The sequence below is a fragment of the Dactylosporangium maewongense genome (genome assembly GCF_039531485.1).
Classification (GTDB): Bacteria; Actinomycetota; Actinomycetes; order Mycobacteriales; family Micromonosporaceae; genus Dactylosporangium; species Dactylosporangium maewongense.
Genome location: NZ_BAAAQD010000007.1, coordinates 122096 through 136489 on the forward strand (window position 1 = coordinate 122096; position 14394 = coordinate 136489).

At 73.3% G+C, this 14394-nt stretch carries 16 protein-coding genes; 6 read left to right on the forward strand and 10 right to left on the reverse strand.

Annotation, left to right across the window (positions count from 1 at the left end; genetic code table 11):
• Nucleotides 1-1605, reverse strand: coding sequence for an FAD-dependent oxidoreductase (locus tag ABD332_RS19345; protein WP_344503373.1), 1605 nt, complete (start codon nt 1603-1605; stop codon nt 1-3).
• The gene (locus tag ABD332_RS19350; protein WP_344503374.1) at nt 1602-2567 is read right to left on the reverse strand and encodes a LacI family DNA-binding transcriptional regulator; all 966 of its coding nucleotides are present in this window, start codon (nt 2565-2567) and stop codon (nt 1602-1604) included. The genes ABD332_RS19345 and ABD332_RS19350 overlap by 4 nt, the downstream gene beginning before the upstream one ends.
• Nucleotides 2568-2831: 264 nt before the next feature.
• Between ABD332_RS19350 and ABD332_RS19355 the strand changes: the two genes are divergently transcribed.
• Nucleotides 2832-3104 (forward strand): hypothetical protein, encoded by a 273-nt coding sequence (locus tag ABD332_RS19355; protein WP_425552242.1) that lies wholly within the window; start codon nt 2832-2834, stop codon nt 3102-3104.
• Here ABD332_RS19355 and ABD332_RS19360 read toward each other — a convergent pair.
• From ABD332_RS19360 to ABD332_RS19380, 5 genes are read right to left on the reverse strand one after another with little or no spacing between them, the layout of a single operon-like run.
• Nucleotides 3101-3733, reverse strand: a complete 633-nt coding sequence (locus ABD332_RS19360; RefSeq protein WP_344503375.1) for a maleylpyruvate isomerase N-terminal domain-containing protein — start codon at nt 3731-3733, stop codon at nt 3101-3103. The genes ABD332_RS19355 and ABD332_RS19360 overlap by 4 nt on opposite strands.
• Entirely contained in the window at nt 3730-4650 is a 921-nt protein-coding gene (locus ABD332_RS19365) for an ABC transporter ATP-binding protein (RefSeq protein WP_344503376.1), read from the reverse strand. Before ABD332_RS19365 ends, ABD332_RS19360 begins: the two co-directional genes overlap by 4 nt.
• Nucleotides 4647-5429: an ABC transporter permease gene (locus ABD332_RS19370; protein ID WP_344503377.1), complete on the reverse strand. Its 783-nt coding sequence runs from the start codon at nt 5427-5429 to the stop codon at nt 4647-4649. Before ABD332_RS19370 ends, ABD332_RS19365 begins: the two co-directional genes overlap by 4 nt.
• Nucleotides 5422-6216 (reverse strand): ABC transporter permease, encoded by a 795-nt coding sequence (locus ABD332_RS19375; RefSeq protein ID WP_344503378.1) that lies wholly within the window; start codon nt 6214-6216, stop codon nt 5422-5424. The genes ABD332_RS19370 and ABD332_RS19375 overlap by 8 nt, the downstream gene beginning before the upstream one ends.
• 11 nt (nt 6217-6227) lie before the next feature.
• The gene (locus tag ABD332_RS19380; RefSeq protein WP_344503379.1) at nt 6228-7196 is read right to left on the reverse strand and encodes a helix-turn-helix domain-containing protein; all 969 of its coding nucleotides are present in this window, start codon (nt 7194-7196) and stop codon (nt 6228-6230) included.
• Between the two features lie 71 nt (nt 7197-7267).
• On the opposite strand from ABD332_RS19380, the gene ABD332_RS19385 reads away from it, so the two are divergent.
• A complete protein-coding gene (locus ABD332_RS19385) occupies nt 7268-7699 on the forward strand; it encodes a rhodanese-like domain-containing protein (RefSeq protein WP_344503380.1) in 432 nt (143 codons plus the stop codon).
• Here the strand turns inward: ABD332_RS19385 and ABD332_RS19390 are convergent.
• Nucleotides 7685-8620, reverse strand: coding sequence for a zinc-binding dehydrogenase (locus ABD332_RS19390; protein ID WP_344503381.1), 936 nt, complete (start codon nt 8618-8620; stop codon nt 7685-7687). The two genes, ABD332_RS19385 and ABD332_RS19390, sit on opposite strands and share 15 nt — an antisense overlap.
• A gap of 43 nt (nt 8621-8663) precedes the next feature.
• On the reverse strand, nt 8664-9335 hold the full coding sequence (locus tag ABD332_RS19395) for a class I SAM-dependent methyltransferase (RefSeq protein WP_344503382.1): 672 nt from the start codon (nt 9333-9335) through the stop codon (nt 8664-8666).
• 117 nt (nt 9336-9452) lie between these two features.
• On the opposite strand from ABD332_RS19395, the gene ABD332_RS19400 reads away from it, so the two are divergent.
• The 3 genes from ABD332_RS19400 to ABD332_RS19410 are packed head-to-tail and all read left to right on the forward strand — an operon-like array spanning nt 9453 to nt 13065.
• The gene (locus tag ABD332_RS19400) at nt 9453-9971 is read left to right on the forward strand and encodes a (2Fe-2S)-binding protein (RefSeq protein ID WP_344503645.1); all 519 of its coding nucleotides are present in this window, start codon (nt 9453-9455) and stop codon (nt 9969-9971) included.
• Entirely contained in the window at nt 9968-10954 is a 987-nt protein-coding gene (locus tag ABD332_RS19405; protein WP_344503383.1) for an FAD binding domain-containing protein, read from the forward strand. The genes ABD332_RS19400 and ABD332_RS19405 overlap by 4 nt, the downstream gene beginning before the upstream one ends.
• Nucleotides 10951-13065 (forward strand): xanthine dehydrogenase family protein molybdopterin-binding subunit, encoded by a 2115-nt coding sequence (locus ABD332_RS19410; RefSeq protein WP_344503385.1) that lies wholly within the window; start codon nt 10951-10953, stop codon nt 13063-13065. Before ABD332_RS19405 ends, ABD332_RS19410 begins: the two co-directional genes overlap by 4 nt.
• Nucleotides 13066-13108: 43 nt before the next feature.
• Here the strand turns inward: ABD332_RS19410 and ABD332_RS19415 are convergent, their stop codons facing one another.
• Nucleotides 13109-13267: a hypothetical protein gene (locus tag ABD332_RS19415; RefSeq protein WP_344503386.1), complete on the reverse strand. Its 159-nt coding sequence runs from the start codon at nt 13265-13267 to the stop codon at nt 13109-13111.
• Here ABD332_RS19415 and ABD332_RS19420 point away from each other — a divergent pair.
• Nucleotides 13266-14366 carry a serine hydrolase domain-containing protein gene (locus ABD332_RS19420; RefSeq protein ID WP_344503387.1) on the forward strand — a complete coding sequence of 367 codons (1101 nt, stop codon included), beginning with the start codon at nt 13266-13268 and terminating at the stop codon, nt 14364-14366. The genes ABD332_RS19415 and ABD332_RS19420 overlap by 2 nt on opposite strands.
• Nucleotides 14367-14394: the final 28 nt, after the last annotated feature.

Consider the following 14394-nt stretch of genomic DNA (forward strand, 5'->3'; position numbering starts at 1 on the left):
TCAGTACGCGGTGACGTCGGGCCAGGCGAGCTCGACGCCGTCGGCGGTGAGCCGGGACTGGAAGTCGGCGAGCCGGGACGGGTCCTCCCGGACGGCGCGGGGAGTGGTGCCCTCGTTCAGGCAGAACGCGGCCAGTGCGCCGGCGGCCTCGCCGATGTTCCACTCGATGGGGTGCAGGCGGTAACAGCCGTTGGTGATGTGGGTCGTGCCGAGGTTCTTCGCCGCCGGCAGGAGGTTCTCCACCCGGCGGGGCAGCAGCGCGCCGAGCGGGATCTGGAACGGGCTGGACGGCACGTCGATGTACGTGTCGCCGCCCGTGGACGGGTGCAGGTCGATGCGGTACATGCCGACCCCGACCGAATCGGCGTAGGTGACGCTGCCCTTGTCGCCGCGGACCGCGTGGGACAGGTCCTGCTCCACGATGGTGTAGTCGGCGAGGATGCGCCGCGACTCGCGCACGTACGGCGCCTGGGCCAGGCCGTCGCTGCCGCCAGTCACGTCGCCGCGCAGCCGCAGGCCGGGGAAGCCGGTGCCGCCGTCGGGTCGCGGGGCCTCCGTCTGCAGCCAGTACAGCACCGACATCGACAGCTCCCGGGCGCGCGCCAGCTGCTCGTCCGCGTCCGGGACGTCGATGACCGGGGCCTCGAAGTAGTCGATCATCGGCCAGTTGACGAGTGAGATGTCGCTGCCGTACGCGCCCGGCGTGAACAGGTTGCGGGCCGCGATCCGCCGGAACGTCCACAGGTTCGCGTCGCCCGGGTTGAGCCGCTGGTCGGCCACGACGCCCAGGGGGTCGTCGTCGGGGTTGGGCGTGAAGCTGCGCTCGGAGATCTCCAGGGTCCGCGGGTGCGGCGAGCGCCACGACAGCAGCGGCCCGCCCCAGAACGGCGGCGTGTAGGCCCGCCAGAACCCGTAGGAGTCGGGCCGGTCGATGGTGTGGTCGCCGTCGACGTGGTCGATCGCGAAGCACACCGAGACCGCCTGCATGTTCGCCGGCTGCGCCGTCGCCGGTGCGCTCGGCTCGCCCGTGTCGTCCTGCGACTCGAAGCCCGTCACGTACTCGGTGCCGGTCAGCGGCAGCAGCTCGCCGGTCTCGGTCGCGTCCAGCACGTACCGCGCGGTGACGACCGTCTGCTCGCCGGTGTCGCGGTGCCGGCCGGTCACGGACGTGACCCGGTCGCCGTCGCTCTCGGCGGCCGTCGCCTTCCACGGCTGCAGCACGCGGAGCCGGCCGCCGCCACGGTACGGCTGGAGCATCGCCTCCAGCACCGCCTTCGCCACCACGGGCTCGTGACACAGCCGGCTCACGCCGCCGGCGCCGGGGTTCAGGTGCACCCACCGCCGGGCCGCGTCGGTCAGCGGGTAGTACCGGCGGTAGTAGTCGCGGATCCCGTCCCTGAGCGCCCGGTAGCTGGCCGTCACGCCGAACTGCTCGACCCAGGAGTGCTCGTCCGGTGGCACGGCCTGGCTGGTGAGCTGGCCGCCGATCCAGTCGAACTCCTCGGTGAGCACGACCGTCCGCCCGGCCCGCAGCGCGGCGAGCGCCGCCGCCACCCCGCCGAGCCCGCCGCCCACGACGAGCACGTCCGCCGTGATCTCCTTCACGTGTCTCTCCTCGATCTTGCTGTTTTCAGGGTTTCACCCGCGACGAGCTCGCAGGCCAGCAACGTCTGCCGGCCCTGCGCCCCGTTGACCAGTTCGGTCAGGTGGTCCACGGCCTGCCGGCCCATCTCGCTGCGCGGTGTGCGGAACCTCGTCACGTCCAGCGGCGGGGGAGTGGCGCCGGCCCTGGTCGGCTCGCCGAGCACCACCACCGACACGTCGCCGGGCACGTCCCGCCCGTGGTCGCGGAGGTTGGTGATGAGCTCGGCCGCGTCGGCGGGCTCCTCCAGGAAGATCGCGGTGACGTCGTCCTGGGGCGTCCACCGCGGCTGGTGGGTGGCGTGCACCCCGGCCGCCAGGCATGCGTCGGCGAACCCGCGCAGCCTGTCGAGGTGCGACTCGGCGGGCCCGCCGGTGCCGACGTAGGCGAACCTCCGGTGCCCCAGCGCGACGGCCTGCGCGACCAGCGCGGCGGTCGCGCCCCCGTAGTCGGCCCCCACGTACGGCACGTCCGGCGAGTCCCGCCGTCCGACGCTCACGAACGGGTGGTGCTCGCCGACCAGCCGCGCCAGCTCCTCTTTCCCGATGAACCGCCCGAGCACGATGCACCCGTCGGCGAGCCGCATCCGGTGCGGCCCCGACGTGAACAGCAGCAGGTCACACCCCACCTGCTCGGCCCGCTGCTCGATACCCACCAGGAACGGGTGGTAGAAGTCCGCGGTCGTGCTGGGGAACACCGGCTCGTAGGTGAACACCCCGAGGATCCGGTTGCTGCGGTCCGCCAGCCGTCGGCCGACGACGTCCGCCACGTAGCCGGTGGCGCGGATCGCGTCGAGCACCCGCTGCCGCGTCTCGGGCGCGATCCGGATCTCGCTGTCCGCCCGGTCGTTCAGCACCACCGAGACCGTCGCCTGGCTGACGCCCGTCATCCGCGCGATATCCCGCTGCGTGACCCGACGCCCCACGACGATCCCCTTCGCTAATGCGTATCAGCACCTTCAGGGCTCGAATCCTGCGCTCGCCCGGGCAGCGCCGTCAAGCGCCGGGGGAGGTTTCGTTACCCGTTCGCGTCAGTGACTAATACGCATTATCAGCGAACTCCCCGCGGTGGCTCGGGTCTGACAGACACGGGGAGCGTGGCCGCGATCTCGAAGACACAGGGCCGTCGGCGAGCCGTCACGCCTGCGTCACACCGGTGGCGAGACGCTCAGCCACCAAGGCCGTGTCTCTTGGATCTCGCCGCCACCATCCCTGAACGCGTCGACCAGCAGGCCAACCGCCGCAAACGCGGCGCCGCGGGTGGCCGGCCACCCGCGTTCGACACCGAACGGTACAAGGAACGCAACACCGTCGAACGCGCGGTCAGCAAGCTCAAACAGTTCCGCGCCGTCGCCACCCGCTACGACAAACGTGCCTTCATGTACCTGGCCGCCATCGACGTCGCCATCATCAAAATCTGGCTCCGCGACCTCACCACCAGAGATCCAAGAGACACGACCTAGTCGCGTTCGTGGAGGGGGCGGCCGTCCCAGCGCCACTCGGAGCGGGCCGCTTGGTTGGGGAGGGCGCGGCGGCCGGTGGCCCACAGGAGGAGCTCCCACGGGTCCGGGTGGTCGGGCAGGCCCGGGAAGAGGCGGTCGAGGGCCCGGGCGCACAGGTCGGCGGGCGGGGTCCAGGCGACGCCGGTGCCGGCGGCGGCGTCGAAGGTGTGGACGAGGACCTCGACGACGCCCATGGCGGCGAAGCCCGGGGCGTCGCTGACGCCGTACGGGTGGTACGCCCGGCGCGACGGCGGGGCGAGGGTCACGGCGCCGGCGAGCATCGCGGCGCAGGCGGACAGCGTGCGGAGCAGGCCGAGGGTGCCGCCGGAGCGCTCGACGAAGACGGTGCTGACGGGGCCGCCGTCGTACTGGGAGCGGTAGGCGATCGGCAGGTAGGCGGTCACCGGCGGGTCGGGCACACCGATCTGGGCCGCGTAGGCGAACAGGTCGTCGGCGGCGTGCTCGACGACCTCCCAGCAGGTCCAGGTGAGGGTGCCGGCGGGGCGGTCCCAGCCGTCGTCGGGGACGCCGGCGAGGGCCTCCCGGGCCAGCGCCACCGAGACCAGGACGTCGTCGGAAGGGGTGGTCACGACGCGTACAACCTCCGCACCACGGCTTCGATGTCAGGCTCCTCGATGGTCAGGTCGTGCACCTGGGCGCGCGACGCCACGACGGACAGGATAGCGGCGACCGTCGTCTCGCCGGGAGCGAACGACAGCCGCTGGCGCAGGCCGCCGGCCTCGACACCGACCAGGCGGGTGCCGGGGACGCCGACGAGGTCGGGGGCGGGCTCGGTGAGGTCGAGCACGACGATGCGCTCGGCGCCGACCTGGCCGGCGAGCTCGGTGAGGGTGCCGTCGAAGGCGAGCCGGCCGTGGTCGACGACGAGGATGCGCTCGGTGAGGCGGCGCACGTCGCCCATGTCGTGGGTGGCCAGCAGCAGGCTGGTGCCGTGCTGGGCGCGCTGCTCGGTGAGGAACACCCGCAGGCGCTCCTTGCTGAGCACGTCGAGGCCGATCGTGGGCTCGTCGAGGATGAGCAGCTCCGGGCCGTGCAGCAGGGCCGCGGCGACCTCGCCGCGGATGCGCTGGCCGAGCGACAGCTGCCGGACGGGGGTGTCGACGAAGTCGTCGAGGTCCAGGCGGTCGACGAGCTCGCCGGTGCGGGCGCGCACCGCGTCGGGGGCGAGTCGGTGGATCGCGCCGAGGGCCCGGAACGAGTCGCGCAGCGGCAGGTCCCACCACAGCTGGCTGCGCTGCCCGAAGACGACGCCGATGCGGCGGGCCAGCTGCCGGCGCTGCTGTAGCGGCTCCAGGCCACAGGTCAGCGCCGTGCCGGAGGTGGGTTTGAGGATGCCGGTGAGCATCTTGATGGTGGTCGACTTGCCGGCCCCGTTGGCGCCGATGTAGCCGACGGCGGCGCCGCGCGGGACGTCGAACGAGAGGTCGTCCACGGCCGTCTTCGCGCCGAACGCGCGGCGCAGGTTCGACACGGAGATGATGTTCACGATCCCGCTCCCGTGTAGTGCCGCAGGCCCGCCCGCCAGCCGAGCAGCGCCACGATCCAGACCGCCGCGGCGGCGACGGGCGAGCACCAGCCGAGGGCGCCCCCGCCCGGCAGGTCGAGCAGGGTCAGCACCGGCAGGTAGGCCACGAACGCCGCCGGCACGACGAACGTGAAGAGCACGCGGACGGGCGTGGCGAACACGCTCGCCGGGAACTGCGCGGCGTAGTTGCCGCCGTACACGAACGACGCGGTGAACTCGGTGCCCTCGACGAGCCAGAACTGCACGGCGGCGGCGCCGACGAAGAACGCGGCGAACAGGGCCGCGCCGGAGCAGACGGTCACCGCGAGCAGCGCACCCTTCGCCGGCGTCCAGTCCACATCGGACGAAGCCAGGGCGACGACGGCGATGGCGGTGCCGGCGACGGTACGGCCGAAGCGCCGCAACGAGACGTCGGCGGTGATCAGCTGGGCGAGGACCGGCAGCGGCCGCAGCAGGAACGCGTCGAGCGTGCCAGCCCGCAGGTAGGTCGGCAGCGCGTCGAGGTGCCCGACGACCAGGTCGGCGAGGCTGAACGAGACGTGCCCGATCGCGAAGACGAGCACCGCGGCGGCGAAGTCGAGGCCGCCGAGCGCGGGCACGTTGGCGAAGATGACGTAGAGCTCGCCGAAGCCGCTGACCGTCGCGCCGAGGCTGGCGAGGATCTCGACCGCGAACGAGCCCCGGTACACCGTCTGCGCCCGCATCCGCAGCCGGACGAGCACCACGTACGGGTTAGCCACCCTGGATCACCAGCTTGCGCGTGCCGAAGCCGAAGACGACCCGGCCGGCGGCGAGCAGCGCGGCGGCCCACGCGGCCTGCACGGCCAGCAGCCGCACCGCGTCCCAGCCGGCGGCGTGGCCCATGAGCACGTCGATCGGGGTCTGCAGCATCGATGGGAACGGGCTGGCGGCGGCGACAGCGGCGAGCCAGCCGGGGAACCAGTGCACCGGCACCGCGAGGCCGCACAGGATGTTGGTGACCAGCAGGTACAGCGTCATCGGGCCGCGCAGGTCCAGCAGCCAGAACGCGGTCAGGTTGACCAGCCAGCGGCACGCGAACGACACCACGACCGCGAGGGCGACGCTCAGCACCCCGAGGGCGTACCCGAGCGGGTCGCCGGGCAGGGCGAGCCCCGTCACCAGCGCGCCGACGGCGAGCGGCGGCAGGCCGCGGGGCAGGAACACGAACGCCGCCCGGCCCAGGTCGGCGGCGAGGTAGGCGAGCATCGGGTCGACGGGGCGGGCCAGGTCGACGGCGACGTCGCCGGAGCGGATGCGCTGCGCCAGCTCGCTCCACGCGAAGAAGTAGACCGGGCCGATGAGGGCCTGCCCGAGCCACACGTAGGTGACGCCCGCCAGCGTGTCGTAGCCGCCGAGGGTGCCGCCAGCCACGGCGACCGTCGCGGTGACGACCCCGGCGCGGATCAGCCCGAAGACGCTGTTGGTGAACGCGCCCGCGAACGCCGCGAGCCGGTAGGTCGACCATCGCCGGAAGCCGATGCCGACGAGCGTCAACCAGAGGCGCACAGCGGGTCACCCTACCTGCCGGCGGCGCTCCTTTCTGTCCGGAACGCCTGCCGGTACGCCGACGGCGAGGTGCGCATGGTCGCGGCGAAGTGGTGCCGGAACGTGACCGGCGTGTCGAACCCGACCGCCGCCGCGATCTGCTCGATCGGCGTGTCCGTCGACTCGAGCAGCGCCAGGCTCGCCTGGACCCGCTGCCGGATCAGCCAGCGGATCGGGCTCGTGCCGGTGGTGCGGGTGAAGTGCCGCAGGTAGGTGCGCGGCGACATGTGCGCCTGCCGGGCCAGCACGTCGACGCTGAGCGGCTCCGCGAGGTGCGCGAGGGCCCAGTCGACGCTACGGGCGATCCGGTCGTCGCCGACGTCGGCGGGCATCGGCGCCTCGATGTACTGTGCCTGGCCGCCGTCGCGGTGCGGCTGCACGACGAGCCGGCGGGCGACGGCGTTGGCGATCGCGGCGCCGTGGTCGGCGCGCACGACGTGCAGGCACAGGTCGAGGCCGGCGGCACTGCCGGCGCTCGTCCACACGTCGCCGTCGGCGAGGTAGAGGACGCCGGGGTCCACGTGGACGGCGGGGAACCGGCGCCGTAGCAGGTCCGCGTAGCGCCAGTGGGTGGTGGCGCGCCGGCCGTCGAGCAGCCCGGCGGCGGCGAGCGCGAACGCGCCGGAGCAGATCGACAGGATGCGGGCGCCGCGGTCGTGCGCGGCGCGCAGCGCGTCGAGGACCGCGGCCGGCGGGTCCCGGTGCACGTCGGCGACGCCCGGCACGATGACGGTGTCGGCGGCGGCGAAGTCCGCCAGGCCGAACGGGGTGGTGAGCGTCGCCCCGCCGATCATCGGCACCGGCGCGGCGCTCGGCGCGCACACGACCAGGCGATACCAGGGCCGGTCGAACTCCGGGCGGGGCAGCCCGAACACCTCCGTGACGATCCCGGTCTCGAAGGCCGACATGCCCGGATACACCAGAACGGAGACGTCGAGCATGGCGGTATCTTAGCGGAGGGTGGCATTCACGCCACTGTTCCGCCGCCCGGTGCCGACGACACCATGAACGCATGACCAACACCGCCGCCATCGAGCACTTCGCCGGACGCCTGCGCTTCGAGACCGACGTCAGCGACGTCCACGCCGCGCTGGAGGCCCGCACCACGGGCTACGTCGTCGTCGACTCGCGCGGCGCGCAGGCCTGGGCGCAGGGGCACCTGCCGGGCGCCGTGCACCTCCCGACGGCGCAGATCGCCGCCCGCGCCGCCGAGCTGGTCCCGCCCGGCACCCAGGTCGTCACGTACTGCTGGGGCCCGGGCTGCAACGGCGCCACCCGGGCGGCCCTGGAGTTCGCGAAGCTCGGCTACGACGTCAAGGAGATGCTCGGCGGCTACGAGTACTGGGTGCGGGAGGGCTTCACGTTCGTGTCGCCGGCCGGGCCCGACCGGCGCCCCGCCGACGAGCTGACCGCCCCGCGCTGGGCCGTCTCATGTGACTGTTAGGACCGTCTTGCCGACGGCCGTCCTCGACTCGATCGCGGCGTGCGCGTCGGCGGCGCGGGCCAGCGGGAACGCCTGGCCGATGAGGGGCGCGAGCCGCCCGGCGGCGACGTCGTCCAGGGCGCGGGCCAGGTAGGCGCGGAACCGCTCCGGGGGGAGCTGGACCTCGTCGATCCCCGTCGCGGTGACGCCGCGGGACCGCGCGACCGAGGGGTCGGCGGTGGCGAACGCGCCGGCGGGGGTGCCGTGCGCGGAGAACCGGCCGCCCTCCACGACGAGGTCGAACGCGGCGCGGCCGTAGTCGCCGCCGGCGCCGTCGAGGACCACGTCGAGCCCGCCGGTCGCCTCCCACACCGCGTCCGTCCAGTCGGCGACGCCGTAGTCGACGACGACGTCGGCGCCGAGCGTCCGCAGCGCACCGAGCTTGGCGGCACCGCGGGCCGCCGCCACCACCGTCGCGCCGGCGGCCTTCGCGGCCTGGACGAGCAGCGCGCCCATCCCGCCAGCGGCGGCGGTGACGAGCACCCGGTCGCCGGCGACGATCTTCACGACGTCCAGCAACGCCAGGGTGGTGACGCCGTCGTGCAGGACCGCGGCGGCCTCCCGCGAGCCGACCCCGCCGGGCACGTCGACGAGATCGGCGGCGGCGAAGGTGACCCGGGTCGCGTAGCCGCCGCCGGCGTGCCCGAGCCGGGCGAGGACCCGCCGGCCGCCGACGGTGCCGGCGACGCCGACGCCCGGCCGGTACGGCGGCGTCACCGGGAAGTAGGCGCTGCGGCCGGCCCGGACCTGGGTCTCCAGCCACAGGGTGTCGGCGGCCTCGACCTCGACGACCACCTCGCCGTCGCCCGGGACCGGGTCGGGCACCTCACGCAGTTGCAGGACTTCCGGCCCGCCGAAGCGGGCGACCTCGATCGCCTTCATGCGCACCAGCGTCGAACATGAAGTGACGTTGAGGTCAAGGGCGTCACAGCACCGCGGTGAACCAGCGCCGTCCGGGGTCGAGGTGGCGCTCGAAGCGCAGGCCCGCGCCGGTCAGGGCGGCGTGCAGCTCGGCGCGGCTCAGCCGGCGAGTGGCGAAGCGGTGCGTCCAGACGGCGGCGTCCGGCGACCCGGTGTCGCGGTACGTGCACATCGCCTGCAGGACCGTGCCGTCGTGGGAGAGCGGGCTGTCGGTCACCTCGATGTCGCCGATGCGGCCGCTGACGGGGCGCATGTCGGCGAACACGCGGTCGAACCACGCCGGCGGCAGCCACTGGACCACGACCCGGCCGGCCGCGTCGAGGTGCCGGCGACAGGCGGCGAGGAGCCGGCCGCGCAGCCGGTCGTCGGGGGTGTTGCAGAGGTGGCTCGCCAGCAGGACCACCGGGAACCGCCGGTCGAGGTCGAGCGTCTCGATGTCGGCGAGGACGGTGGTGGCGCCGCGCACGTGGGCGAGCATCTCGGCGGAGTTGTCGACGGCCGTCACCGGATGGCCGAGGCCGGTCAGCGGGTGGGTGAGCCGGCCGGCGCCGCACCCCAGCTCGAGGATCTCCGCGCCGGGCGGGACCGCCGCATGGACGAGCGCGGGCTCGCCGGTCGCCGGGAGCAGGCGATACAGGTCGACGGGACAGCCGTCCCGGGTGACTGCGCCGTTCACACCACTCACGGTCCCACAGTTCGGGTGACTTCGCGGACCCCGAAGGGTGGGGCGTGCATGGGTGGGGCCCGGCTGGGCAGGAGGTCGTCTGTGGAGAGCCAGTTCACCAGCGACGTCATGCTCAGCGTCAACGGTCACCCGCAGCAGCTGCGGACCGACAACCGGGCGACCCTGCTCGACGTGCTCCGCGAGCAGCTGCAGCTGCCGGGCACGAAGAAGGGCTGCGACCACGGCCAGTGCGGCGCGTGCACGGTCCTGCTCGACGGCCGGCGGGTGAACAGCTGCCTGATCCTCGCCGTCACCTGCCAGGACGCCGAGGTGACGACGGTCGAGGGGCTCAGCAGCCGCACCGCGACCCACACGGCGGCGCCGCCGGACGAGCGCCCGGCGCTGCACCCGATGCAGGAGGCGTTCGTGGCGCACGACGCGATGCAGTGCGGCTTCTGTACGCCCGGCCAGATCTGCTCCGCCGTCGGCATGCTCGAGGAGGCCCTTGGGGAGGGGTCGGCACAGGAGGGCGTGACGCTGGACGAGCACGAGATCCGGGAACGGATGTCGGGCAACCTCTGCCGCTGCGGCGCGTACACCAACATCGTCGCCGCGATCCAGTCGTCGATCGGGGTGGCCGCGCGATGAGACCGTTCGCCTACCAGCGGGCCGGCGAGGCCGGGTCCGCCGTCGCGGAGATGGCGCACCCCGGTGCCGCGTTCCTCGCCGGCGGCACCAACATCGTCGACCTGATGAAGCTCGGCGTCACCACGCCCGACCTGCTCGTCGACGTGACCGGCCTGCCGCTGCGGGACATCGAGGAGCTGCCCGACGGCGGGATCCGCGTCGGCGCGCTCACCGCCAACAGCGACCTCGCCGCCGACCCGATGGTGCGGACCAGGTTCCCGGCGGTCGCCCTGGCGCTGCTGTCCGGCGCGTCGGCGCAGCTGCGCAACCGGGCCACCCTCGGCGGGAACCTGCTGCAGCGCACCCGCTGCCGGTACTTCACCGACGTCACCAAGGCGTGCAACAAGCGGCAGCGGGGGTCCGGCTGCGACGCCCGCGACGGCGAGCACCGCGACCTCGCGATCCTCGGCGCCTCCCCGCAGTGCGTCGCGACGAACCCGTCGGACCTCGCGGTCGCCCTGGTCCTCGTCGACGCCCGGGTCGAGCTGCTGACGCCGGACGGGCCCGCGCAGATGAGCGTGCACGAGTTCTTCCGGCTGCCCGGCGAACGGCCGGAACGCGACACGAACCTCCCGCCGGGTGCGCTGATCACCGCCGTGGTGCTGCCGGCCAGCCCGATCGCGCGGCTGTCGACGTACCGGAAGGTCCGCGACCGCTCGTCGTTCGCGTTCGCCGCCGGGTCGGTCGCCGCCGCCCTGGACGTCCGCGACGGGATCGTGCGGGACGTCCGGCTGGCGTACGGGGCGGTCGCGCACCGGCCGTGGCGGGCGTACGCGGCGGAGCGGATGCTGCGCGGCGCGACCGCGACCGTCGACAGCTTCGAACGGGCCGCGGACGAGGAGCTCGCCGCGGCGAGACCGCTGCGGGACAACGCGTACAAGGTGCCCCTGATCCGCAACCTGACGGTCGGGGTCCTGCGGGGGATGACGGAGGCCAGCTGGTGACCACCGCGGTGAGAAGGACGGCGCCGCCCGCGATCGGGGTGGCGAGCCCGCGCGTCGAGGCGTGGGACAAGGTCACCGGCCGCGCGCCGTACGCCATCGACCATCCGGTGCCCGGCGCCGCCTACGCGTGGGTGGTGCAGTCGACGGTCGCCCGCGGGGTCGTCACCGGCGTCGACACGTCGCGGGCGCTCGCGGAGGACGGCGTCCTGGCGGTCCTGTGGCACGGCAACGCGCCCCGCCTGGAGCCCGTCGGCGATCCGGAGCTGCTGCTCCTGCAGTCGCCGCGCATCTCGTTCCGGGGGCAGGTCGTCGCCGTCGTCGTCGCGACGTCGCCGGAGGCCGCCCGGGCCGGCGCCGATCTCGTGCGGGTCAGCGAGGGCGGGACCATCGCCGACACGGTGCTGCGGATCGACCATCCCGCGCTGTACCAGCCGGTGCAGGTCAACGCCGGCTACCCGGCCCGGTCCGCGATCGGCGACGTCGACGCCGGGCTCGCCGCCTCGGCGGTGCGGGTCGACGCGACCTACCGCACGCCGGCGGAGCACCACTGCGCGATGGAGCCGCACGCGACGACCGCGTTCTGGGAGCGCGGCTGCCTCGTCGTGTTCGACGCCACCCAGGCCTCCACGTCGGTCCACGACGTGCTCGCCGGCCTGTTCGAGCTGCCGCCGTCCGCGGTGCGCGTCGTCAACGAGCACGTCGGCGGCGGCTTCGGCGGCAAGGCGGCGACCGCGGCCAACACGATCCTCGCGGCGATGGCGGCGCGGTTCGTGGGCCGGCCGGTGAAGCTGTCGCTGACCCGGCAGCAGGTCTTCGCGCTCGGCGGCTACCGCACGCCGACGATCCAGCGGATCCGCCTCGGCGCGTCGGCGCAGGGCGAGCTGCTCGCCATCGGACACGACGCGGTCAGCCAGACGTCGCAGCTGGCCGAGTTCGTCGAGCAGAGCGCGGTGCTGTCGCGGCACATGTACGCCGCGCCGAACCGGCTCACGACGCACCGGGTGGTGGCCCTCGACGTGCCGACCCCGGGATGGATGCGGGCACCCGGCGAGTGCCCGGGGTCGTTCGCCCTGGAGTCCGCGATCGACGAGCTGGCGTTCGCCGGGAACTGGGACCCGGTGCGGTTCCGGATCGACAACGAGCCGCCGGAGCACCCCGAGGAGCGGATCCCGTTCTCCAGCCGGCATCTCGTCGAGTGCCTGGAGGCGGGGGCGGAGCGCTTCGGCTGGGCCGCCCGCGACCCGCGCCCCGCCGTCCGCCGCGACGGCGAGTGGCTGATCGGCACCGGCGTCGCCGCCTCCACCTACCCGGCGATCACGTGGCCCTCGACGGCCCTCGCCCGGGCGACCGCCGACCACCGCTTCGACGTGGAGGTCAACGCCGCCGACATCGGCACCGGCGCCCGCACCGTCCTGCGCCAGATCGCCGCCGACGCGCTCGCCGTGCCCCTCGAGCACGTCGCGATCGCCGTCGGCGACTCGGCGATCGGCCCCGCCACCGTCGCGGGCGGCTCGATGGGCACCGCCTCCTGGGGCTGGGCCGTCACCAAGGCGTGCCGCCTGCTGCGCGAGCGCATCGACCGCGACCACGGCGGCACGGTCCCCGACGGCGGCGTCGCCGTCCGCGCCGACACCACCGTCGACGTCCGCGACCGGCCGGACTTCGCCCGCGACGCGTACGGCGCCCAGTTCTGCCAGGTCCGCGTCTCCACCGTCACCGGCGAGGTCCGCGTCGACCGCCTGCTGGGCGTCTTCGCCGCCGGCCGCATCGTCAACCCCACCACCGCCCGCTCCCAGCTCATCGGCGGCATGACCATGGGCCTGTCCGGCGCCCTGCTGGAGCGCTCCGTCGTGGACCCCCGCACCGGCGACTTCGTCACCGGCGACCTGGCCGCCTACCACGTGGCCGTCAACGCCGACGTCCCACGGATCGAGGTCGTCTTCCTCGACGAGGAGGACCCCCACCTCAACCCCATGGGCGTGAAGGGCATCGGTGAGCTGGGCATCGTCGGCACCGCCGCCGCCGTGGCCAACGCCGTCCACCACGCCACCGGCATCCGGGTCCGCGACCTTCCCATCGGCCTGGAGCACCTCGTCCCCAGAGCCCACTGACGTGGCCCGGGCAGACCAGCGAGCCGGTGCGCCCGGACCGTGCTCAGAGGAGGCTGTGCACCAGGAGCGGCGCCAGCAGCTGGCCCGTGATGTTGAAGACGGTCCATGGGACGAGCGTCCGTAGCACCCTGAAGTTCGCCTCGCGCCGGTCGGCGTCGGAGCTGATGCAGCGGCCGACCAGCGAGTGGACGTTTACCCACATGAATCGGTTGTTCCCGTCGACGACCGTGGGGCGGGGGGTTTCCTACACCCGGTCCGGGCGACTCACGATGCCGCTCGAGGTGGAGTACCAGCTCGACGGCCGCACGTATGACCTGGGTCATCTGCACCGCCGGACCTACTCCACCGGATTCGTCGTGCTCCACAAGGGGAACCTGGTGCACGAGTCGTATCCAGGACTGTTCGCCGGACCCGGCGTGCGCTTCCAGCTGTTCTCTCTCACCAAGTCGATCACATCCATCCTGGTCGGGATCGCTCTCGACAACCGCATGATCATCGACGTCTCCGACATGGTCACCCAATACCTTCCGAATCTCGCCGGGACCGCCTACGACGGTGTGTCGGTCGAGCACCTGCTCGACATGACGAGCGGGGCGGGGACGGTGGAGTCGTGGACCGATCCCGAGAGCGACATCGCCCGGTTCACCGACGCGATCTTCACGGGCGGTTCCCTGGAGGCGGTGGTCCGGTCGGTCGCCAGGTTCGCCCGGCCCGGTGCGGCGTTCAACTACTCGACGATAGACACCCAGGTGCTGGGATGGGTCCTGGAGGCCGCCAGCGGCACCAGCCTGGCAGAGTTCGCATCCCGGTGGCTGTGGAGCAGGATAGGTGCTGACCACGATGCCTACTACTGGCTCAGCAGGGAGAGCGGCCGAAGCGCGATCGGCGGCGGATCCTTCAACGCCACTGTCCGGGACCTCGCGCGCATCGGCCAGCTGATGTCTCATGGAGGTGCGATCGGAGGGCAGCGGATCGTGTCGCGGGCTTGGGTCGAGCGCAGCTGGCGAGATGTCGAACCACACCTCATGGCGGGCGCGCTGGGCCGGCAGCAGCCGGACCACTACGGCTACGCGAATCACTGGTGGACGGTCACAGGCGGCGGTCGCCACACGTTCGCCGCCCTCGGCATCTATGGGCAGTACCTGTACGTCGACCCGGATGCGGACATCGTCATTGCCAAGTGCAGCGCCTGGCCGGTGGAGGAAGACCCCCACCTCGACCGGGAAACGGTCGTCGCCCTGAACGCCGTAGTCCGTCACCTCGAAGGCATGGACGCCTTCGCGGCGGCACGTTCAGGCTGACCGGTGACGAAGGATGACGCCACCTTCC

What these genes read in the sequence shown, in the direction of transcription:
- ABD332_RS19385 (WP_344503380.1), top strand. Translation starts at nt 7,268, where the DNA reads ATGACCAACACCGCCGCCATCGAGCACTTCGCCGGACGCCTGCGCTTC.
- ABD332_RS19420 (WP_344503387.1), top strand. Translation starts at nt 13,266, where the DNA reads ATGAATCGGTTGTTCCCGTCGACGACCGTGGGGCGGGGGGTTTCCTAC.
- ABD332_RS19405 (WP_344503383.1), top strand. Translation starts at nt 9,968, where the DNA reads ATGAGACCGTTCGCCTACCAGCGGGCCGGCGAGGCCGGGTCCGCCGTC.
- ABD332_RS19400 (WP_344503645.1), top strand. Translation starts at nt 9,453, where the DNA reads ATGCTCAGCGTCAACGGTCACCCGCAGCAGCTGCGGACCGACAACCGG.
- ABD332_RS19380 (WP_344503379.1), bottom strand. Translation starts at nt 7,196, where the DNA reads ATGCTCGACGTCTCCGTTCTGGTGTATCCGGGCATGTCGGCCTTCGAG.
- ABD332_RS19390 (WP_344503381.1), bottom strand. Translation starts at nt 8,620, where the DNA reads ATGAAGGCGATCGAGGTCGCCCGCTTCGGCGGGCCGGAAGTCCTGCAA.
- ABD332_RS19415 (WP_344503386.1), bottom strand. Translation starts at nt 13,267, where the DNA reads ATGTGGGTAAACGTCCACTCGCTGGTCGGCCGCTGCATCAGCTCCGAC.